The organism is Winogradskyella pulchriflava, assembly GCF_042434315.1.
GTDB lineage: Bacteria > Bacteroidota > Bacteroidia > Flavobacteriales > Flavobacteriaceae > Winogradskyella > Winogradskyella pulchriflava.
Genome location: NZ_JBHLTQ010000002.1, coordinates 34028 through 55245, shown reverse-complemented (window position 1 = coordinate 55245; position 21218 = coordinate 34028). Strand labels below are relative to the sequence as shown.

18 protein-coding genes are annotated in these 21218 nt (G+C 33.5%); 7 read left to right on the top strand and 11 right to left on the bottom strand.

All coding sequences use genetic code 11. The features are described 5' to 3' along the window. Window positions 1–79: 79 nt before the first annotated feature. Window positions 80–2713, top strand: coding sequence for a valine--tRNA ligase (locus tag ACFFGA_RS05375; RefSeq protein ID WP_386060784.1), 2634 nt, complete (start codon window positions 80–82; stop codon window positions 2711–2713). A 227-nt stretch (window positions 2714–2940) separates the two neighbouring features. Beyond that, entirely contained in the window at window positions 2941–3612 is a 672-nt protein-coding gene (locus ACFFGA_RS05370) for a Sec1 family protein (protein ID WP_386060782.1), read from the top strand. Window positions 3613–3665: 53 nt separating this feature from the next. Here ACFFGA_RS05370 and rodA read toward each other — a convergent pair whose 3' ends face one another. From rodA to purH, 6 genes are all read right to left on the bottom strand, one after another. Then, window positions 3666–4946 (bottom strand): rod shape-determining protein RodA, encoded by a 1281-nt coding sequence (gene rodA / locus ACFFGA_RS05365; protein WP_386060780.1) that lies wholly within the window; start codon window positions 4944–4946, stop codon window positions 3666–3668. 3 nt (window positions 4947–4949) lie between these two features. Further along, window positions 4950–6884, bottom strand: coding sequence for a penicillin-binding protein 2 (gene mrdA / locus ACFFGA_RS05360; protein ID WP_386060777.1), 1935 nt, complete (start codon window positions 6882–6884; stop codon window positions 4950–4952). Further along, window positions 6881–7387 carry a rod shape-determining protein MreD gene (gene mreD / locus ACFFGA_RS05355; protein WP_386060775.1) on the bottom strand — a complete coding sequence of 169 codons (507 nt, stop codon included), beginning with the start codon at window positions 7385–7387 and terminating at the stop codon, window positions 6881–6883. Before mreD ends, mrdA begins: the two co-directional genes overlap by 4 nt. Continuing rightward, complete coding sequence (gene mreC / locus ACFFGA_RS05350) at window positions 7380–8201, bottom strand: rod shape-determining protein MreC (protein ID WP_386060772.1); 822 nt, start codon at window positions 8199–8201, stop codon at window positions 7380–7382. Before mreC ends, mreD begins: the two co-directional genes overlap by 8 nt. 10 nt (window positions 8202–8211) lie before the next feature. Further along, window positions 8212–9240, bottom strand: coding sequence for a rod shape-determining protein (locus tag ACFFGA_RS05345; RefSeq protein ID WP_218546887.1), 1029 nt, complete (start codon window positions 9238–9240; stop codon window positions 8212–8214). A 193-nt stretch (window positions 9241–9433) separates the two neighbouring features. After that, a complete protein-coding gene (purH, locus tag ACFFGA_RS05340) occupies window positions 9434–10963 on the bottom strand; it encodes a bifunctional phosphoribosylaminoimidazolecarboxamide formyltransferase/IMP cyclohydrolase (protein ID WP_386060770.1) in 1530 nt (509 codons plus the stop codon). A 143-nt stretch (window positions 10964–11106) separates the two neighbouring features. Between purH and ACFFGA_RS05335 the strand changes: the two genes are divergently transcribed. Next, complete coding sequence (locus tag ACFFGA_RS05335; RefSeq protein ID WP_386060767.1) at window positions 11107–12360, top strand: ABC transporter permease; 1254 nt, start codon at window positions 11107–11109, stop codon at window positions 12358–12360. A gap of 31 nt (window positions 12361–12391) precedes the next feature. Here ACFFGA_RS05335 and ACFFGA_RS05330 read toward each other — a convergent pair whose 3' ends face one another. Beyond that, on the bottom strand, window positions 12392–12850 hold the full coding sequence (locus tag ACFFGA_RS05330; protein WP_386061226.1) for an XrtF-associated fRMsr-like GAF protein: 459 nt from the start codon (window positions 12848–12850) through the stop codon (window positions 12392–12394). Window positions 12851–13011: 161 nt separating this feature from the next. Between ACFFGA_RS05330 and ACFFGA_RS05325 the strand changes: the two genes are divergently transcribed. From ACFFGA_RS05325 to secDF, 4 genes are all read left to right on the top strand, one after another. Continuing rightward, window positions 13012–14028, top strand: a complete 1017-nt coding sequence (locus ACFFGA_RS05325) for a DUF6588 family protein (RefSeq protein ID WP_386060764.1) — start codon at window positions 13012–13014, stop codon at window positions 14026–14028. A 132-nt stretch (window positions 14029–14160) separates the two neighbouring features. Beyond that, entirely contained in the window at window positions 14161–15087 is a 927-nt protein-coding gene (locus ACFFGA_RS05320) for a malate dehydrogenase (RefSeq protein WP_386060761.1), read from the top strand. Between the two features lie 73 nt (window positions 15088–15160). Next, window positions 15161–15772 (top strand): hypothetical protein, encoded by a 612-nt coding sequence (locus ACFFGA_RS05315; RefSeq protein ID WP_386060758.1) that lies wholly within the window; start codon window positions 15161–15163, stop codon window positions 15770–15772. Window positions 15773–15934: 162 nt separating this feature from the next. Further along, a complete protein-coding gene (secDF, locus tag ACFFGA_RS05310; RefSeq protein WP_386060755.1) occupies window positions 15935–18988 on the top strand; it encodes a protein translocase subunit SecDF in 3054 nt (1017 codons plus the stop codon). 72 nt (window positions 18989–19060) lie between these two features. Here the strand turns inward: secDF and ACFFGA_RS05305 are convergent, their stop codons facing one another. The 4 genes from ACFFGA_RS05305 to yidD form a co-directional block, all read right to left on the bottom strand. Next, window positions 19061–19564: an ankyrin repeat domain-containing protein gene (locus ACFFGA_RS05305; protein ID WP_386060752.1), complete on the bottom strand. Its 504-nt coding sequence runs from the start codon at window positions 19562–19564 to the stop codon at window positions 19061–19063. Window positions 19565–19579: 15 nt separating this feature from the next. After that, window positions 19580–20080, bottom strand: coding sequence for a DUF192 domain-containing protein (locus tag ACFFGA_RS05300; protein WP_386060749.1), 501 nt, complete (start codon window positions 20078–20080; stop codon window positions 19580–19582). Next, the gene (gene lgt / locus ACFFGA_RS05295) at window positions 20080–20916 is read right to left on the bottom strand and encodes a prolipoprotein diacylglyceryl transferase (RefSeq protein WP_386060746.1); all 837 of its coding nucleotides are present in this window, start codon (window positions 20914–20916) and stop codon (window positions 20080–20082) included. The genes ACFFGA_RS05300 and lgt overlap by 1 nt, the downstream gene beginning before the upstream one ends. A 65-nt stretch (window positions 20917–20981) precedes the next feature. Then, entirely contained in the window at window positions 20982–21215 is a 234-nt protein-coding gene (gene yidD / locus ACFFGA_RS05290; RefSeq protein ID WP_386060743.1) for a membrane protein insertion efficiency factor YidD, read from the bottom strand. Window positions 21216–21218: the final 3 nt, after the last annotated feature.

The window sequence follows — 21218 nt, the reverse complement described above, 5'->3', positions numbered from 1 at the left end:
ATATTAATCATCTAATAATTTTTCAAAAAAAGAAATATAAGTACTTTTGTCAGTTACTTAGCAAAAACGATACCAAAATATGGAAATTCCATCAAAATATAATGCATTAACTGTAGAAAACAAGTGGTACGACTACTGGATGCAACATAACTATTTTCATTCTAAACCAGATGATAGAGAACCTTACACCATTGTAATTCCTCCTCCAAACGTTACAGGAGTACTGCATATGGGACATATGTTGAATAACACCATTCAAGATGTTTTAATTCGTCGCGCGCGTTTATTAGGAAAAAATGCATGTTGGGTTCCTGGTACAGACCACGCATCTATTGCTACAGAAGCTAAAGTTGTTGCCAAATTAAAGGCCCAAGGTATTGATAAAAATGACTTAACTCGAGACGAATTTTTAAAGCATGCTTGGGAATGGACTGAAGAATATGGCGGAGTTATCTTAGAACAACTTAAAAAGTTAGGATGTTCTTGCGATTGGGACAGAACCAAGTTTACAATGGATGACGATATGTCAGAAGCTGTAATTAAGGTGTTTGTTGATTTGTATAATAAAGGGTTGATTTACAGAGGGTACCGTATGGTGAATTGGGATCCTGAAGCTAAAACAACTTTATCTGATGAAGAAGTAATCCATCTTGAAAAACAAGGTTTGCTGTACTATTTAGAATATAAAGTTGAAGGCACTAATGAAAAATTAACCATTGCAACCACAAGACCTGAAACTATTTTTGGTGATACAGCTATTTGCATCAATCCAAATGATGAACGTTTTACCCATTTAAAAGGTAAAAAGGCAGTAGTTCCAATTTGCGGAAGAGTCATTCCTATTATAGAAGATGAATATGTTGATGTTGAATTCGGAACAGGTTGTTTAAAAGTAACACCTGCACATGATGAAAATGATAAAGTTCTAGGAGATAAGCACAATCTTGAAGTAGTTGATATATTCAATGAAGATGCGAGTTTAAATAGCTTCGGAATGCATTACGAAGGTCAAGATCGTTTTGTAGTTAGAAAAGCAATTGTTAAAGAACTGGAAGCAGAAGGTATTTTGGTAAAAACCGAAAACCATGTTAATAAAGTAGGAACATCTGAGCGTACAAAGGCTGTAATCGAACCAAGATTAAGTGATCAATGGTTCTTAAAAATGGAAGATTTGGCTAAGCCAGCAATAGATGCTGTATTAAAAACTGGTGATGTAAAACTATTTCCTAAAAAGTTTGAAAACACTTATAGACATTGGATGGAAAACATTCGCGATTGGAACATTTCGCGTCAGTTACTTTGGGGACAGCAAATTCCTGCATACTATTATGGTGATGGAAAAGAAGATTTTGTAGTTGCGGAATCTATTGAGGAAGCATTGAAATTAGCGAAAGAGAAAACCAATAACCAACAACTTACAACAAACGATTTAACTCAAGATACAGATGCGCTAGATACATGGTTCAGTTCATGGCTTTGGCCAATGAGTGTTTTTGATGGTATTAGAAATCCTGAAAATGAAGAAATAAAATACTACTACCCAACTAATGATTTAGTAACAGGTCCGGATATTTTATTCTTTTGGGTAGCACGTATGATTATTGCTGGTTATGAGTATAAGGATGAAAAACCTTTTGAAAATGTATATCTCACAGGATTGGTTAGAGATAAACAAAGACGAAAGATGTCTAAATCTTTAGGAAACTCACCAGATGCGTTAAAGTTAATTGATGATTATGGTGCCGACGGTGTACGTGTTGGGTTGTTATTAAGTTCTGCTGCAGGAAACGATTTAATGTTTGATGAAGATCTGTGTCAGCAAGGAAAGCAATTTGCCAATAAAATTTGGAATGCATTTCGATTAGTAAAAGGATGGGAAGTTGATACTACGATTAGTCAACCGAACTCAAGTAAAATAGCTATAGAATGGTTTGAGTCTAAGTTTCAAAAAACCATTTTAGAAATAGAGGATCATTTTAGTAAGTATAGACTAAGTGATGCGCTAATGGCAACTTATAAATTGATTTGGGATGATTTTGCATCATGGTTACTAGAAATTGTAAAACCTGCATACCAACAACCTATAGATGCAAAAACATTGGAGAGTATCAATGCAATCTTTGAAGATATTCTAAAAATCTTACATCCTTTTATGCCGTTCTTAACTGAAGAGATATGGCATTACATTAAAGAGCGATCACCAGAAGAAGCATTGATTATTTCAAAATGGCCAGAGGCTAAACCAATTAATGAAACTTTGATTTCAGAATTTGAATTTGCTACCGAAGTAATTTCAGGTATTAGAAATATCAGAAAACAAAAGAACATTGCTTTTAAGGATGCGATTGGTTTTTCAGTTGTAAATAATGAAAATGTAGCAACTACCTTTGATGAAGTCATTGCTAAGTTGGGTAATTTAGAAAGTTTTGAATATGTAACCGAAGCAGTAGATGGTGCTTTAACATACAGAGTAAAGTCTAACGAATACTTCATTCCGATGGAAGGCAGTATAGATGTTGAATCTGAAATAAAGAAGCTTACCGAAGAATTAAATTATACCGAAGGGTTCCTTAAATCTGTTCAGAAAAAGTTATCTAACGAGCGTTTTGTCAATAATGCACCAGAGCAAGTTGTAGCGTCTGAGAAAAAGAAAGAAGCAGATGCTTTGGCTAAGATTGAAACTATTAAAGCGAGTTTAGCAAGCTTAAACTAAATCATAATTTATCAATATCAAAAAGCCTTTAGATTCAATTTTAAAGGCTTTTTTGTATCATTCAACTTTGTTAAAACATCTTAATTTAACTTAATATTTTGTAAACATGTTAACACTATGAGTCATTGTGTTAATTGCCCCTCAAATTTTAAGTGTATTTTAAAATTAATAATTTTTTGTTATGCCTATTGCCTTATAGTTTAGCATCATAACCAAATTTAAAAATTATGAAAACGACAAGAGTTTTAGTAAGTATATTATTAGCAGGAACTATTTTTACAGCCTGTCAGGAAAACGCAAAAAAGAAAGACGATTCAGCCATGAATAATGAAGTTGAAGAAACAACGACATTTTCTAATGCAGAAAACGAAGATATAACAAAAGTGAAAACACGTGAGTATGCAATGAAAGATGGAACTGAAATTTCTTATGACTACAGTGAAGATGGTGTAACATCATTAAGTGATTGGCTAGATTACAACACTTTGAGTTATGAATTGGCAGAAATTGAATCAATGGATTTTAAAACCAATAATGTTAGAGTTGCTAACTTAGACGGTATTATTTCCAATCTTGGTAATACTATTCCAGACTGGTTAAAAACTGAAGAGGTAATGGAAGATGTTTCTGATATTCAAAAAGAATATAAAGAGTATTTAGAAGAAAAAGATGCATCAGAAAAAGAGCGAATGGAGAATTTAGAGGAACTAAATGAAAAATTCGCAGACCTCAGAGAGGAGCTTAATGAAACCATAAATGAATATATGGAAATTAACAAAGAAGCCATAGAGGAATACAATGAGGAAATTAAAAAAGGTAAATATGAAGCTGCGAGAGAGGAATATAATGAGGAAATAAAGAAGAAAAAGAAAATCGCAGATTATGAAGAAAAGCAATAATTAAAATAACTAAAAAGTTGAAAGGGTAGGTTGAAAAATCTACCTTTTTTTATTTACCATTCATTTATTTTATTACTATCTAGTTTTACAAAAATAAACAGTAAAATGGTAAAGCCCCAAAGTCCTGAGCCACCATAACTAAAGAAAGGAAGAGGAATACCAACGGTTGGGATTAAACCCATTACCATACCTGTGTTTATTGTAAAATGTATAAATAGGATAGAGGCCACTCCATAACCATACACTCTACTAAATTGTGACTTTTGTGATTCTGCCAAAAACAATATCCTTACAATAAGTAGTACAAAGACAATAACTACAAAACTGCACCCTAAAAATCCCCATTCTTCACCAACTGTACTAAATATATAATCGGTTTCCTGTTCAGGTACAAATTTTCCTGTGGTTCTGGTACCTTGTAAAAAGCCTTTACCTGTAAAACCACCAGAGCTTATAGCTTGTTCAGATTGAATAAGGTTATAAGCCTCAGCTTTTTTCATTTTTTCAAGCTTAATAGGATCTTTCTCTAACCTAAGCCAAAGGCTAATTCTGTTTTGCTGGTGCGTTTTTAGCCCGTGTTCGTAAAATAATTTCACTCCATAAGAAAAGCCAATAGCAACAATCAAAACTACGAGATATTGAAGTATCGATGCTCGTTTCTTTTTTCTGAAAAAATAGCGTACTACCAAAACCAATGTGGCAACGATAGCCGTAATTACAATTCCAAACTTTAAAGACAGCACAGCTAATATAATAAGAGATAAAGCGACAATCAAATAAATTTGTTGTAAGCCTTCTCTATAAAACACAAAGAAAAAAGCTAGATAAACAATAGTACTACCAGCATCATTTTGAAGTAAAATAAGTATGGCTGGTATAAATATTATTGCAGTAACCCGTATTTGGTCTTTTAAGGTTTTCATGTTGGTTTGCAGGTCGCTTATATATTTGGCAACGGCTAAAGCCGTTGCAAATTTTGCAAACTCACTAGGTTGAATGGTCATGCTGCCAATGCCATACCAAGAACGTGCACCATTAACATCCTTACCGAATATGAATAAACCAACTAAAGCTAAAATGGCTACTAAATAGATAATACTGGCAAACCGTTCATAAAATTTAGCCTCAAATGAGAGTATGAGAACAATTAGGACAAAGGTTAGCCCTATGAATATCAGTTGCTTTCCGTAAAGCTGAGAAGTGTCAAAATAACTTGTAATTTCACCCACATGAGATGCAGATAAGATATTGAGGTACCCAAAACCAACTAATAATAAAAAGAGAATTATTGTTATCCAGTCAAATTTAAAACGTCTTTGGTTCTCTCTAAGCATTTATTATTGCTTTAAGTTGCTTTGGTTAGGGTTTTCAATAGCATAATTATCAATAACCTGTAGCGTTGTTTCTCCATTGATTTTAAAAGGTTCACCAGAGTAAGGTTTTGCATACTCATTTTCAAGACTATGGGTTAAAATCCAATTTTCCATATCTTTTCTTGTAATATGTCCTTTTATATATTTTTCTATCATTAAACTTGCCATACGACCAGCAAAACGGCTTCCCCAATACCCATTTTCTACAAAGACAGCAATGGCTATTTTAGGATTGTCTTTAGGTGCAAATGCTACAAAAATGGAATGGTCTGTTAATTGGGTTTTAACACTGTCAATTTTAACAAAATTCTCAGCCGTACCAGTTTTTCCGCAAATTTCAATTCCTGGAATCCTAAGAGTAGAGGCAGTACCTTTATTATAGACATCAAACATACCCTGAATAACTGGTTCAAAATGTTCTTTATCTATAGTTGTATAATTTGGTGTGGTATATTTACTTGGAATTGTATCTCCTTCAATTTCCTTTATAATATGTGGTGTGTAATAATAACCACGATTACCAATAGCTGCTGCCATATTAGCTAATTGAATTGGAGTAGCCTCAACCTCACCTTGACCAATGGCATTAGAAACAATATAGGTTGAGCCCCAACGATTGTCACCATAAGCTCTGTCGTAATAATCTCCGTCTGGTATCCGTCCTCGTTTACCAATCTGTAAATCGTAACCCAAATAATTTCCTAGCCCAAAACTTTTAACATGGTTAGCCCAATTGTTCATTCCTTCTCCGGCATCTTTATATTTATCAATGATTTTACGGTAAACAGTAACAAAGTAAGCATTGCAGGATTGTGCAATACCATCGTTCATGTTCACTGGACTTCTATGATGATGACATCCTGTAAGTCTTCTACTTCCGTAATAATAACCCATTCTACAACTTACCTTATCATTAGGCTCTACTACATTCTCTTGTAAACCAACAAGTGCGTTAATTACTTTAAACGGAGATCCTGGAGGGTATTGTGCCAGCAAACCTCTGTCAAATAATGGTTTTGCAATAGTGTCGTAGTGTAGTTTTGTGTAATTTTTAGATCGTTCTCTGCCAACTAATATGTTAGGATTATAACTTGGTCCTGTTACCATAGCCAATATTTCGCCACTTTTAGGATCTATAGCAACTATACCGCCTCGCTTATGTCTCATAAGTAGTTCACCGTAAGCTTGTAACTCAGAATCAATAGTAATTGTGATGTCTTTGCCTGGTTTTGGTAGGGTATCGTATATACCATCTTTGTATGGACCAATATTCTTATTGAAGCGGTCTTTCTGAATGAACTTTATACCCTTTGTACCTCTTAGGATTTCTTCATATGATTTTTCAACACCTTGCTTGCCAATAAGATCACCTAATTTATAATAAGGATCTTTTTCTATGGTTCTACGGTTTACTTCTCCAATATCGCCAAGTACATTTGCACCTATTGTGGTTTGATAAGAGCGTAATGATCTTTTTTGAATATAAAAGCCTTCAAACTTTCGCATTTTTTCTTGAAGGACAGCATAGTCTGTTTTAGAAAGCTGAGGTACAAAAGGAGATGGCAGCCGTGGGGAGTAGTTTGTAGCCCTTTCTAATTTTTTGTTATACTCTTCCTTTGATATTTTTAGAAGATTGCAAAATTCATTAAGCTCTAAAGAGTCCATAGGTTCTACCTCTCTAGGGATTACCATTACATCGTAAGATGGTTGGTTGGCAACTAATAGCTTACCATTTCTATCGTAAACATAACCGCGTTTTGGGTAGTTGTATTCTTTTTTTATGGCACTGTCTTCAAAAATATCGTACTCATAACCTCCGTACAATTGCAGGTAAAACAAACGCGCTATAAATACAAGGCCAACAAGAATTACAGTAGTTAAGAGTAGAAGTTTTCTCATTTTCGGTTTCGACTAAATAAAATTATAATCAATACACTTAGTATTATGGTGAAAATACTAGAAAATAACGTTTTCTTCAATATTAAAAGTATGCTTGTAATGTTAAAAATTTCTAACGAGAACAATACAAAATGATGTATTATAGTTCCGAACGTGATATAGGTAATTATGCTTCCTATTTCTGTAGTACTAAATTTTATACTTTGATGTTCGTACAGCATACCAAAAGAAGTTTTTAAGAGTATTGGCCTTGTGTAAGCCAAACAAACTGCAGCAGCTGCGTGTACTCCTCCAGAATCAGAAAACATATCTACCAGCATGCCTAATAAAAAACTTGTAAGCAGTAATATGAGCCTGTTTTCTCTAATTGGGAAAAGAAATATAAAAATGATATAGATATATGGGTTAATATAGCCTAGGAAATTAATATTGTTACAAATAACAACCTGCACTAAAAGCAGCACAATAAATCGGATACTATTTGAAGCTACAACATTATTCATGACTGCGATTTTCTAGATCTTTAATTTCTTTTTTATCAAGATTTTCAAGAATATATATTGTGCCAATATTGGTCATGTCATTAAATAACTTTACTTGAATAGTGTAGGTATCTCCACTAATATCTGTTACAAAGCTATCAATAGTTCCTATGCCAATTCCTTTTGGAAAAATAGCAGATTGCCCACCAGTAACAATAGTATCACCAACTTTTACGGGAGCAAACTTAGAGACATCTATAAGTTGAACAAATGCAGGTGAAGCTCCGTTCCAGGTAAGTGAGCCAATATGATTTGAGGATTTTAGCTTGGAGTTAATCCTACTCCTTTTGTTTAAGATAGAAAGTACTGTTGCATAATTTTTTGAAGTATTATCAATAATACCAACAATACCTTTTGAAGTTATAACACCAAGATCTTGTTTTATACTATCCTTTTTACCCTTGTTTATAGTGAGATAATTATTAGTACGCGAATAACTGTTTTTGAAAACTTCTCCCTTTATGACTTTGTAATTGCCTTTTGAATACGTCTTATCAATAAAAACACTATCTGTTGTGTTTTGTATATTGAAAAGTTGTTCTCTTAGTTTTCTATTTTCTTCAGAAAGGGTTTCGTTTTCGCTTTCTAAATCGAAATATTTATCAATTGAATTTACAATGCCATATACACCTCCTGTTAATCCATTAGCAGAATTTATAAATTTACTTCTGTGATAAGAATGCGATTGAATGGTTAGTGCTAAAGCTATACTTAAAAGCAATAAAAACAACAGAAATGTTTTGTTCTTTATAACAAAATTGAATATTTGTTGCATTATTTACTCCTTATTTAATCAATACGCTTTTGTATTTAGGTAAGTTTTTAAGGACAATTCCTGTACCTCTAACTACAGCTCTCAATGGATCTTCAGCAATATAAACTGGTAAATCTGTTTTTTGTGATAAACGTTTGTCTAAACCTCTAAGCATAGATCCACCACCTGCAAGATAAATACCTGTGTTGTATATGTCTGCTGCTAGTTCTGGTGGAGTTTGCGATAATGTTTCCATTACAGAATCCTCAATACGTAAAATCGACTTATCTAATGCTTTAGCAATTTCACGATAAGAAATTTGAACTTGCTTTGGTTTTCCTGTTAATAAATCACGTCCTTGAACGCTCATATCTTCTGGTGGCAATTCTAAATCTTCGGTTGCAGCACCAATTTGTATTTTAATTTTTTCAGCTGTTCTGTCTCCAACATATAGGTTATGTTGGGTTCTCATATAATAAATAATATCATTGGTAAATACATCACCAGCAACTTTTACAGACTTATCACAAACAATGCCTCCAAGTGCTATAACAGCTATTTCTGTTGTTCCACCACCTATATCCACAATCATGTTTCCTTTTGGCTGCATAATATCTACACCAATACCAATAGCAGCTGCCATTGGTTCGTGAATTAGATAAACTTCTTTACCATTAACACGCTCACAAGATTCTTTTACTGCTCGCATTTCTACTTCAGTAATTCCAGAAGGAATACAAACTACCATTCTAAGTGCTGGATTAAAAAATTTCTTTTTTAAAGCAGGTATGTTTTTAATAAACAAACTTATCATTTGTTCAGAAGCGTCAAAATCTGCAATTACACCATCTTTTAATGGACGAATTGTTTTAATGTTTTCATGCGTTTTACCTTGCATCATATTGGCTTCCTTACCAACGGCTATGATTTTGCCACTAATGCGGTCTCTGGCTACTATTGATGGATTGTCAACTACAACTTTGTCGTTGTGTATAATTAATGTGTTTGCGGTTCCTAAATCTATGGCTATTTCTTCCGTTAGGAAATCAAAAAATCCCATGTGCTGTTCTAATATTAATTTGGGTTATTCTTGTCAAATTTTATGACTAAGCGTAAATGTAATAAATTATACGATATTTCTGTGATTATAGACGTTTTCTTATGCGTTTTTTATGAAGTTGTTTTATAACTTAATAAAACTTCTGCTTAAGATACGTTATTTTATCCACCAGTTCGATATAAATTACAGGAATTTAATGCTTAAAATGACGTGTGCCAGTAAACACCATGGCAACATCATTTTCATTACAATAATCAATGCTTAGTTCATCCTTTATAGAACCACCAGGTTGTATTACAGCTGTAATCCCAGCATTGTCAGCAATCTCTACACAATCCGGAAAAGGGAAAAACGCATCACTTGCCATAACAGCTCCTTTTAAATCAAAATTAAATGACTTTGCTTTATGAATAGCTTGGTTTAATGCATCAACTCTACTGGTTTGTCCTGTGCCACTTGCTAATAATTGTTTGTTTTTAGCAAGTACGATTGTATTTGACTTGGTATGCTTACATAATTTAGATGCAAAAATTAAATCTTCAATTTCACTTTCTGTAGCAGCTTTTTTAGTTGCTGTTTTTAAATCATCTAAACCATCTGTTTTGTAATCTTTATCTTGAACAAGAACACCGTTTAAACAAGTTCTTACAGTTGTTTTTGGCAACTCAACATCATTTAAGATTAATAGAATTCTATTTTTCTTGCCTTTTAAAATTTCTAAAGCATCTTCACTAAATGAAGGAGCAATAACCACTTCGCAGAATAATTTATGAATTTCTTCAGCTGTAGTTTTGTCAATTTCTGTGTTTGAAATTAAAATTCCACCAAAAGCAGAAACTGGGTCACCAGCTAACGCATCTATATAAGCTTGGTGAACAGAATTTCTTTGTGCAAAACCACAAGCATTATTGTGTTTTAAGATGGCAAAGGTTGGGTCTTCACCTTTAAATTCTAAGATTAAGTTAACAGCTGCATCAACATCAAGGAGGTTGTTGTAGCTTAACTCTTTACCATGTAGTTTGGTAAACATAGTGTCAAAATCACCAAAGAAGAAACCTTTTTGGTGAGGGTTTTCACCATAGCGTAATACCTTTCCGTTAGTTTCACTAATTTTAAGAACAGCCTCTTCATGATTTTTATTAAAATAATTGAAAATAGCTGTGTCGTAATGAGAAGATACATTAAAAGCTTTTGCAGCAAAACGCTTTCTGTCATCTTCAGAAGTTTCACCATTTTTAGCTTCTAATAACTCCAAAAACTCTGAATAGTCTTCAACAGAAGATACACAGGTAACATCTGCATAGTTTTTTGCAGCAGCTCTAATTAAAGAAATACCACCAATGTCTATTTTTTCAATAATATCTTGATTGCTTGCTCCAGAAGCAACGGTTTTTTCAAAAGGGTAGAGGTCAACAATAACCAAATCTATTTGTGGAATTTCAAACTCTGCTAATTCGGCAACATCACCTTCATGGCTTTGGCGATTTAAAATACCTCCAAATACTTTGGGGTGTAAAGTTTTTACACGACCACCTAAAATTGAAGGGTATGACGTTACATCTTCAACAGGTACTACATCGATACCTAAATCTTTTATAAATTTTTCTGTTCCGCCAGTAGAGTAGATGGTGACGTTGAGGTCATTAAGTTTTTTAACGATTGGTGCTAGGCCATCTTTACTAAAAACGGAAATTAATGCAGATGACATGGTTTTGTTGCTCATAATGTTGTGTTGTAATTTTGATGCTGCAAAAATAAAATATTCAATAGTATAATCTTATGTATAAAACCAGTTTCTTTAAGTTTTTTGTAACAATAAATTGTTGAAAACGTCTTATCTTTAAATTGTTTTAAAACAACCAACTTATGCTTGTCTATTTAAGAGTCTTCAAAGAAAGCTTTTCATTTGCGTTAAATGCACTAAGAAATAATAAGTTGCGTACTTTTTTATCCCTTTTAGGTGTTACAGTAGGGATTTTTTCCATCATTGCGGTTTTGGCTGCTGTAGATTCTTTAGATAGAAATATAAAAGAAAGTTTATCTGGTTTGGATAAAAACACCATTTATTTATCTAAATACTCTTTTGGGCCAACCGAAGTACCAAGATGGAAAAGAGATAATTTTCCACAAACCGATTATGACGATTACGAATACATAAGACGTAATGTACCAAATATAGCAGCATCAGCCTATGTAATTTTTGGTGGTAATGAAACTGTAAGATACCAAGCAGAAACAGTGGTTGGTGTTAATGTTACTCCTGTGTCCAATGAAATATACGAGATTGAAGATTTTAAGATAGAAAAGGGTCGATTTTATTCGGAGTTAGAATCCGATACTGGAGCACCAGTAATTGTTGTTGGCTCAAACTTAGCAGAAAATTTATTTAGTGATGCCAATCCAATAGGTAAAGAAGTAAGAGTTTACGGTAGAAAGTTAACCGTTATAGGTGTTCTTAAAAAAGTTGGTAATGGCTTAGGAGATTCGCCAGACGATAGAGCGTATGTACCGTCTAATTTTGTACGTCGATTTAGAAATGGAGGTGTTGATGGGTTACCTGGAGCTGTAATTATAAAGCCTGAAGCAGGAGCTGATATAGGTGCTTTTGAAGAGGTTTTAAAACAAAAGATTAGAGCATTTCGTGGGTTGAAAGCAGATGAAGATGATGACTTTTTTGTGAATAAAATAGCAGGATTAGTATCTTTTGTTGATGCAATTATTGGAACCTTAAATTTAGTGGGTTGGGTTATTAGTGGCTTTTCACTTTTAGTTGGAGGCTTTGGTATTGCAAATATTATGTTTGTAAGTGTTAAGGAGCGTACTAACCTTATTGGTATTCAAAAATCATTGGGAGCAAAGAATAGATTTATCTTATTTCAATTTTTATTTGAAGCCGTAATTTTAGCTGTTGTTGGTGGTTTAGTAGGTTTACTATTTGTGTGGATTACTTCTATAATAATGAATGGAGTTGTTGGTGACAGCTTTAACTTTGTGCTTTCTTTTGGTAATATGTTCTTGGGCTTTATGCTATCTACGTTTATAGGACTTATTTCTGGAGTCATACCAGCAATATCGGCATCAAAACTAGATCCTGTAGAAGCTATTAGAACAGGAATGTAAGATCTGTTCTAAGTTTTCAAATAATAGCTTATTAAGAGAGAAGCGTCGCGACTTCCTTGCAGACAAACTCTAAAAATCGCTCATCGGCTTCAGTGAACGGATCTGGAGTATTAGAATCGATATCTATCTGACCAACGTTTTGCCCATTCACAAAAATTGGGATTACAATTTCTGCTTTAACTGTAATGCTGCAGGCGATGTAATTGTCTTGTGCTGACACATCTGGTACAACAAAGTTTTGATTGCTCACTGCAACTTGCCCACAAATTCCTTTTCCAAACGGAATAATTATATGGTCTGTTGGTTCACCAACATAAGGGCCAAGCTTTAATTCCTGCTTGTCTCCATTTTTAAAATAGAAACCTACCCAATTGTAGTAAGACACATTAGCTTCGAGAATTTCACATATTTTATGGAGACGCTCATCTATGGTTAAGCTATGTTGAGCAACTATATTTTTAATTTCAGGTTTTAAAACTCCTAAGGTCATGTAAAATAAAATTTTTGCCAAAAGTAGATAATTGGTAAGGATAAATGGCATCAGTTTTTGAAACTTTAACATAACTATTTATCGATTAAAGACCTAATAACACGATAAAATACATTTTTTGACGTTATTTTAATATATTTGTCAATAATAAACTTAACCTTATGAAAAAGATAGTCTTAATTGTAGTATTGTGTTTGTCGGTTTTGGTATCCAAAGCCCAAAATGATATTGATGTTTTACTTACAGCTGGTGTAGAAGATGCTGAAAGATTTGCTAACGATTATTTAGCGCCAGGTACTAATGGCATGATGTATAGTATGAACGCTAATTGGTTTAATTCTGCTAAGGTGAAACCACTTGGCGGTTTTGAAATTTCAATAATTGCCAATGCAGCCTTGATTAAAGATGAGCATAAAGTCTTTAATATGAATACTGCAGATTACAACAATGTGCAATTTGTCAGTGGGCCAAGTGCTCAAGATGTAGCATCGGTTTTAGGTGAAAATGACCCAGCCATATTTGTAGAGGTTGAATATGATGACCCTATTTTTGGGTCTCAAACTGTTGAGTTAGAGCTTCCACAAGGAATAGGAGATAATAGTAAAAATCTATTGCCAACTGCTGCATTACAAGGTGCTGTTGGACTTGGGAGCGGTATAGAAGTAAAAGCACGCTACGTGCCAAAAATTGATACAGACGAAGTTACCTTCAATATCTATGGTGCTGGTTTACAGCTAGAGTTTACCGAATGGTTGCCAGCAGATAAATTATGGCCTGTGGCATTGTCTGGCCTTGTGGCTTACAATCATTTAGATGGTTCTTATGACATTACAGGATCCTCAGGAATTGATGGGGAAAACCAAAGGATAGAGAACGATACTAATACGTGGTTGTTTCAGTTGGCTGTTTCTACCAAGCTTCCTGTTTTTAATCTTTATGGTGGATTAGGTTATATAACTGGTAAGTCAGAATCAGATTTATTGGGTACCTATAGAGTAACTAATGGTCCTTTGATAAGTGAAGATATTGTAGATCCATTTTCTGTTTCTAGCGATGTTTCATCATTAAGAGGAACCGTTGGAGCAAAACTAAAATTAGGTTTTTTTAGACTTAATGCTGAGTACCATATATCAGAGTTTGATGCTTTTTCGGTAGGTGTTAACTTTGGCTTTAGATAAAAAAGTTTTTTTGCTATAAAATACTGAAAGCGCAAGATTTACTCTTGCGCTTTCTTCGTTTACAGAAATTTTATTTGTAATTTTGCAGTCGTTTTTAACAAGAAGTTTCACATTTTAAAAATCATAAAAAGAATGAAAGTAACAGTAGTTGGTGCAGGTGCAGTTGGCGCAAGTTGTGCAGAGTATATTGCCATTAAAAATTTCGCTTCAGAAGTTGTATTGTTAGACATTAAAGAAGGCTATGCTGAAGGAAAAGCAATGGATCTTATGCAAACGGCATCTTTAAATGGATTTGATACAAAAATTACAGGAAGTACTAACGATTATTCTAAAACAGCAAATAGTGATATTTGTGTCATTACTTCTGGTATTCCTCGTAAACCAGGAATGACTCGTGAAGAATTAATAGGTATCAATGCTGGTATTGTAAAAACTGTTTCTTCAAGTTTGGTAGAGCATTCGCCAAATACAATTCTTATTGTGGTGAGTAATCCAATGGATACTATGACTTATTTGGTTCATAAAACTACAGATTTACCAAAGCACAAAATTATTGGTATGGGTGGAGCTTTAGATTCTGCACGTTTTAAGTACAGATTAGCAGAAGCTTTAGATGCGCCAATTAGTGATGTTGACGGTATGGTAATTGGTGGACATAGTGATAAAGGAATGGTGCCTTTAACATCTCATGCAACTAGAAATAGCATCAAAGTGTCAGAATTCTTATCAGAAGATAGATTAAACCAAGTAAAAGAAGATACCAAAGTTGGTGGAGCAACATTAACAAAGTTATTAGGAACATCTGCTTGGTATGCGCCAGGCGCAGCAGTAAGTGGGTTGGTGCAAGCAATAGCATGTGACCAAAAGAAAATGTACCCATGTTCTACATTATTAGATGGTGAATACGGATTGAGTGACCTTTGTATTGGTGTGCCAGTAATATTAGGTAAAAATGGTATTGAAAAAATTGTTGATGTACCGCTAAGTGCTGCTGAAAAAGAGCACATGGCAGAAAGTGCAGAAGGTGTTAAAAAGACTAACGGCTTGTTAGAATTATAATACCTACAAACATTATACTTATATAAATAAAGACTGTAGAAATACAGTCTTTTATTTTTTCTATATTTGCCGCATGAAATCCAAACTGCATTTTGGTGTTTTAGTTATTCTAATGGCCTTTTTAGGAAGGTACATGGAAACTTCAGTTGTACCCAATCAACAGATTGTTGTACAATTTTCTGATGCTAATATTTCAGAAAATGATGCGCAAAATGCCATTGATACCATAGAGTTAAAACTCAAAATAATTGGTGTTGAGGATATCAAGATTGGGCAAGACCAAAATGGTCAGTTAAAGATTACTTACTTTAGTAAAACTGATATTCATCAAATTGAGGATATACTTTCTGGAGAAGAAAGCTTCAAGTTTGCTCACAACTCTAGTGAAGAAAACTCAAATAATCTTCCTGAACAAAGAGATTTCAAAGATTATAAGCTTAATATTTCCGAAATTCAAAAAAACAGTAACACTAACTGGGATTTTGATGGTGTTGAAATTGTAGAACTTAATCATAAAAGTGATAGGTTTATCAACCTTAAGCTTAATAATTCTGGCAATTCAATAAATTCTAGATTATTTGATGGATTTATTAAAGTTAGAGCCAACATTATTTATACTAGTGCTTTAGAAATAGATAATCTATCTTATAAAATTCCAGAAATCAGAGCTGGACCTACTACATAAGGGAATTTCTAATCAGGTTTATTTCCCATTTCTTAAGCAAAGCTTTTCATTCAATCAAAAAGCTATAAAACAATTCATTTATAATATATAAACAATTGTCTGGTTTTGGTGTAAATCATATATTTGCGCGTTTTAAAAATTAGACACTAAACAATTACAAAAATGCAAAACAAAGGAATAATTAAAGTGTTTGCACTGTTATTTGGATTGGTAAGTATTTACCAATTGTCCTTCACATTTAAGGCTAACCAAATACAAGACGATGCAGAAACAGTAGCGATTAGTAAATATCCAGAAACTATGGATAATTACCATGACTTACGAAATGTTGAAGAAATTAGATACCTAGATTCTTTAAAAACATCTAAAGTTAAGGTGGGTGATGAATTTCAACCTATCGATGTGTATAACTTAGGAGTTGCTAAATACACTTATAGCGAAGTTGAAGACAATGCCATGAAATTAGGTCTAGACCTTAAAGGTGGTATTAATGCAATCATTCAGATTTCTGTAAAAGACATCCTAAAAGGCTTAGCTAACAATAGTAAAGATCCTGTTTTTAATAAAGCTTTAGATGATGCTGAAGAGCTACAGAAAGATGCACAAGAGTCGTATTTAGAATCATTTTTTAGAGCATTTGATGCTATTAAAGGAGATACCAAATTAGCTTCACCAGATATTTTTGCAAATCGTGATTTAAGCGACGAGATAAAATTCGATATGTCTGATGATGAAGTTAAAAGTGTTTTAGAAAGAAAAATAGACGAGTCTATCGTTTCGGCTTTTGAGGTATTGCGTAATCGTATTGATGGCTTTGGTGTATCTTCACCAAACATCCAGCGTTTAGGAAACTCTGGTCGTATTCTTATCGAATTACCAGGTGCAAGAGATAAAGAGCGTGTTGTAGATATTATTACTAAAACAGCACAGTTACAGTTCTGGGAAACTTATAAGATGGAAGAAGTTCTTGGCTATATTGGTCAAGTTAACGAAATGATGATTGCTGAAGCTAAAACTGTTGACAAATCTGGCTCAGAGGATGAAGCTGGAGAGGCAGAGGTTGAAAAAGATAGTACTTCTAGTGCCATCGATGAATTAACTGGCCAGATAGAAGCAGATTCAACAAATGTAGCAGATGTTAACCCTATTGGTTACCAAGGTCGTGGTGGAAGTCCTGCTGTTATTGGTATGTTCTTGTCTAAGGATAGAGAGAAAGTAATGAATGCACTTAACGATCCTAAGCACAGAGCACAATTACCAACAGAAATGCGTTATATTAAATTTGTTTGGGGAATTCAGCAAGAAGATTCTGAATACTCTGAATTGTACGCTATTAAAGGTAATAGAGATGGTGTGCCACAATTGAGTGGTGCTGTTATTACAGACGCTAGACAAGATTATGATCAAATAAGCAGACCTGCAGTTAGTATGCAAATGAATGCTAAAGGAGCAAAGATTTGGGAAGAAATGACCAAGGTAGCTTATGAAACTCAAGGATATATTGCTATTGTCTTAGATGATATTGTATATTCTGCACCAAGTGTTTCTACAGGTCCAATTGCAGGTGGTAGATCTCAAATTTCTGGAGCATTTTCGCTAACAGAAGCAGTAGATTTAGCAAACGTTTTAAGAGCAGGTAAATTACCAGCTTCTGCAGAGATTATTCAAGCAGACGAAGTTGGTCCTTCTTTAGGGCAAGAGGCTATTGATAGTGGAATGAAATCATTCCTTATTGCATTAGCATTTGTATTACTTTGGATGATATTCTATTATGGTAAGGCAGGTATTTTTGCAGATATCGCATTATTATTAAACATCTTGTTAATCTTTGGTGTATTGGCAAGTTTAGGAGCGGTATTAACCTTACCTGGTATTGCAGGTATTGTTTTAACCATTGGTATTTCGGTCGATGCAAACGTACTTATTTTTGAACGTATTAGGGAAGAGCTAGCAAAAGGTAAATCGCAAAAAGAATCTATTAAAGATGGTTTCTCTAACGCATTATCTTCAATCTTAGATGCTAACATTACTACAGGGTTAACAGCTTTAATCTTATTTGTATTCGGTACAGGACCAATTAAAGGTTTCGCAACAACATTAATCATTGGTATTTTAACATCATTATTTACAGCGATATTTATTACACGTTTGTTAATTGATTGGTGGGTAAATAGAGGAGGAAAACTAGATTTCTCAACAGCAATGACTAAAGGATTGTTTAAGAATGTAAATATTAACTTCTTAAAGAAACGTAAGATTGCTTATGTGATTTCAGCAGTATTCATCATCGTTAGTATTGGTTCATTATTTACTAATAAATTAGACCAAGGTATTGACTTTGTTGGTGGTAGAACGTATCAAGTACGTTTTGAACAGCCAGTAAGCACAGAGGAAATAACTAATGTATTGAATGACCAAGCTGTATTTGGAAGTGCTGAGGTTAAAACTATTGGTGCTGCAAATCAGTTGAAAATATCTACCAAGTATAGAGTAGAGGATAATTCAACGGAAGCAGATGAAGATGTACAGTCTAAACTTTTTGAGGCATTAAAGCCTTATTTACCATCTGGTATGAGCTATCAAGATTTCTTAGATGGTTCTGGCGATGCTAAAATTGGTAAGATGCTCTCTAGTAAAGTGAGTCCAACAATTGCCGATGATATTAAAAAATCATCATTCTGGGCAGTATTAGGATCTTTAGTAGTAGTGTTCTTATATATCTTATTCAGATTTAAGAAATGGCAATTCTCATTAGGTGCTGTTGCGGCAGTATTCCATGATGTATTAATCGTGTTAGGTATCTTCTCATTAACTTGGAAGTTTATGCCATTTAGTATGGAGATTGACCAAGCATTTATTGCGGCAATCTTAACCGTAATTGGTTACTCGCTGAATGATACGGTTGTGGTGTTCGATAGAATTAGAGAGTTCTTAAATGAGCATACATCTTGGGAATTTGATAAAACCATTAATGCGTCATTGAACAGTACGTTAAGTAGAACATTAAATACATCTGTAACAACCTTAGTGGTATTGTTAGCAATGTTTGCTTTCGGTGCAGATTCTTTAAGAGGCTTATTATTTGCTTTAATCGTAGGTGTGGTTGTCGGTACATATTCATCTATGTTTATCGCAACACCATTAATGTACGATACGGCTAAAAAAGGTGATGCAGCAGAAGCTTTAAAGAAGAAAGTGAAAGAAGACGAAGAATAGTCTTTAAAATATATTTATCCTGAAATTGTTTCAGAAACTAAAAAAAGCCTTTCTTAATTGAGAGGCATTTTTTTATTTATTCAGTAAGGAATTGATATCACTATCAAATTTTATTTCCCACATATTTTGTGGTGATTTTCCATGATTATTTTTAGTTATTATATCAGCATTATGCTTTAATAATGTAGAAACTATTGAAAAATCTTCTTTTGCATTCATAATTGCTGTCCAAATAGGAGGATTACCATATACATCTCTGAGATTGATGTCACAACCAGAATCAATTAAAATATCAACAACTTCAGGATGACTATTTTGGCATGCAAAATGGAGTGAGGTGTAACCGTTCTTATCTTGAAAATTCAAATTTGAACCGAGTTCGATTAGATGTTTTATAATACTAATATTTCCTTTGCTAGCAGCTAAAATTAAAAAAGTTCTCTTGTATGAATCATAGCAATCAACACCGTGGGAATTTATTAGCCACTCAATTCCATCTAGATCATTTTCATCTATATAATTATCTATAAACGCTAATTCTGAGGGAACCTTTAAGGGTCTTCCTGATCTTGCCATTTTTAATTTTAAAGCTTAGTTTAAAACGTCAAACTCAATCTTGTCACCAACCTCAAGCTGCCATTCGTCAGATAATCCTCCATTAATCTCTAGGACATACTTTGCTGGTGCTTCAGATGGGAGCGAGGTTTCATCAAAGGGTTTGGCATTTTTTTGAAAGCTTACAATAGATTTGTCTTCATCTATATAAATAATATCCAATGGAATTTTGGTGTTCTTCATATAGAAACTTCTGTAGTCTGTGTTAGGAAAAATAAATAACATACCATGATTGGCCTCTAATTTGGTTCGGTACATCAATCCCGTTTGAGTTTCATAGTCGTTATCGGCAATTTCGATATCTAAAGTTTTTATAATAGAATCTGAATCCGCTTTTTTAAGATGTAGCACGCCTTCTTTTTTAAAGCTAACGATAACTTTACCTTCGGTTTTTGTTGTTTTTTCTTCTTTACAGTTTGAGAATAGCAGTAATGCAACAAAGAATAATGTATGTTTTAAAAGTGCTTTTAATTGCATTAGCTTAATTCCTTTTTTGGTTTATATAGAAACATGAAATAAAGCCCGATTAAAATAAAAGGAATACTTAACAATTGACCATTATTTAGCACATTGCCAAAGAAATTTGCCAGATCTTCATTTCCTTGAGGTTCCTTTAAGTATTCAACAAAGAATCTTACCGTCCAAAGTAGAACTAAAAACAAGCCAAACAAGAATCCTTGTTGTTCAGATTTTTTAGTTTTCCAATAGAAGTATAAAAGAATTAAAAACACAAAAATGTAAAAGAACGCTTCGTATAATTGCGCAGGATGACGCGCAAAATTTTCACTATTTTGCCTAAATATAACTCCGAGAGCACTTTCAGTTTTTTTACCGACTATTTCAGAATTAATAAAGTTTCCTATACGTACAAATACTGCACCAAGTGCTACTGGAATTACGACACGATCTAAAATCCACATAACCGTTTTTTTCAAAACTTTTTTGTTGTATAAATACATGGAGATAATCATACCAATCGCAGCACCATGACTTGCTAGGCCTTGAAAACCTGTAAATCTTATGCCATCTTTAAAACTAAATGGTAGAAAGATGCTCCAAAAATCTTCTGAAATTAATTCGGATTGGTAAAAAATAACGTGACCCAATCTGGCACCAATCATAATGCCTAAAACGGAATAAATGAATAAAGAGTCTAATGAATCACTAGATTCGTTTTCATTTTTCCAAATACGTTTGGTGACATAAAAGCCCAAAATAAAGGCTACAATCCACATGACACTGTAAAAATGAAGTTCAAAAAATCCTAAATCGAGTGACTTTATTGGATCCCAATCAATTTGTAATAAATACATAAATATTTTCTTTATGTGGTAAATATAATATTTTGAATGCGATTGAAAATGAGATTAACGTAATATTAATGGTCTTTAGGTGGAACAGGATCGTAACCTTTTCCTCCTAAGGGATGACAACTAAAAATCCGCTTAGTAGCTAACCAACCTCCTTTAAAAAAACCATGAACTTCTAATGCTTCTTTTGCGTAATGCGAACAGGTTGGTTGATATCTACAAGTTGCGGGAGTTATTGGAGAAATAAACTTCTGATATACGTTTATAATAAATAAAAAAGGTGCGATAAGAACTCTTTTCATAAT

What these genes read in the sequence shown, in the direction of transcription:
- yidD (WP_386060743.1), bottom strand. Translation starts at nt 21,215, where the DNA reads ATGAAAAGAGTTCTTATCGCACCTTTTTTATTTATTATAAACGTATAT.
- mreC (WP_386060772.1), bottom strand. Translation starts at nt 8,201, where the DNA reads ATGCAACAAATATTCAATTTTGTTATAAAGAACAAAACATTTCTGTTG.
- ACFFGA_RS05335 (WP_386060767.1), top strand. Translation starts at nt 11,107, where the DNA reads ATGCTTGTCTATTTAAGAGTCTTCAAAGAAAGCTTTTCATTTGCGTTA.
- rodA (WP_386060780.1), bottom strand. Translation starts at nt 4,946, where the DNA reads ATGCTTAGAGAGAACCAAAGACGTTTTAAATTTGACTGGATAACAATA.
- secDF (WP_386060755.1), top strand. Translation starts at nt 15,935, where the DNA reads ATGCAAAACAAAGGAATAATTAAAGTGTTTGCACTGTTATTTGGATTG.
- ACFFGA_RS05315 (WP_386060758.1), top strand. Translation starts at nt 15,161, where the DNA reads ATGAAATCCAAACTGCATTTTGGTGTTTTAGTTATTCTAATGGCCTTT.
- ACFFGA_RS05320 (WP_386060761.1), top strand. Translation starts at nt 14,161, where the DNA reads ATGAAAGTAACAGTAGTTGGTGCAGGTGCAGTTGGCGCAAGTTGTGCA.
- ACFFGA_RS05300 (WP_386060749.1), bottom strand. Translation starts at nt 20,080, where the DNA reads ATGCAATTAAAAGCACTTTTAAAACATACATTATTCTTTGTTGCATTA.
- ACFFGA_RS05325 (WP_386060764.1), top strand. Translation starts at nt 13,012, where the DNA reads ATGAAAAAGATAGTCTTAATTGTAGTATTGTGTTTGTCGGTTTTGGTA.
- ACFFGA_RS05305 (WP_386060752.1), bottom strand. Translation starts at nt 19,564, where the DNA reads ATGGCAAGATCAGGAAGACCCTTAAAGGTTCCCTCAGAATTAGCGTTT.
- ACFFGA_RS05375 (WP_386060784.1), top strand. Translation starts at nt 80, where the DNA reads ATGGAAATTCCATCAAAATATAATGCATTAACTGTAGAAAACAAGTGG.
- lgt (WP_386060746.1), bottom strand. Translation starts at nt 20,916, where the DNA reads ATGTATTTATTACAAATTGATTGGGATCCAATAAAGTCACTCGATTTA.
- ACFFGA_RS05370 (WP_386060782.1), top strand. Translation starts at nt 2,941, where the DNA reads ATGAAAACGACAAGAGTTTTAGTAAGTATATTATTAGCAGGAACTATT.
- mrdA (WP_386060777.1), bottom strand. Translation starts at nt 6,884, where the DNA reads ATGAGAAAACTTCTACTCTTAACTACTGTAATTCTTGTTGGCCTTGTA.
- ACFFGA_RS05330 (WP_386061226.1), bottom strand. Translation starts at nt 12,850, where the DNA reads ATGACCTTAGGAGTTTTAAAACCTGAAATTAAAAATATAGTTGCTCAA.
- ACFFGA_RS05345 (WP_218546887.1), bottom strand. Translation starts at nt 9,240, where the DNA reads ATGGGATTTTTTGATTTCCTAACGGAAGAAATAGCCATAGATTTAGGA.
- mreD (WP_386060775.1), bottom strand. Translation starts at nt 7,387, where the DNA reads ATGAATAATGTTGTAGCTTCAAATAGTATCCGATTTATTGTGCTGCTT.
- purH (WP_386060770.1), bottom strand. Translation starts at nt 10,963, where the DNA reads ATGAGCAACAAAACCATGTCATCTGCATTAATTTCCGTTTTTAGTAAA.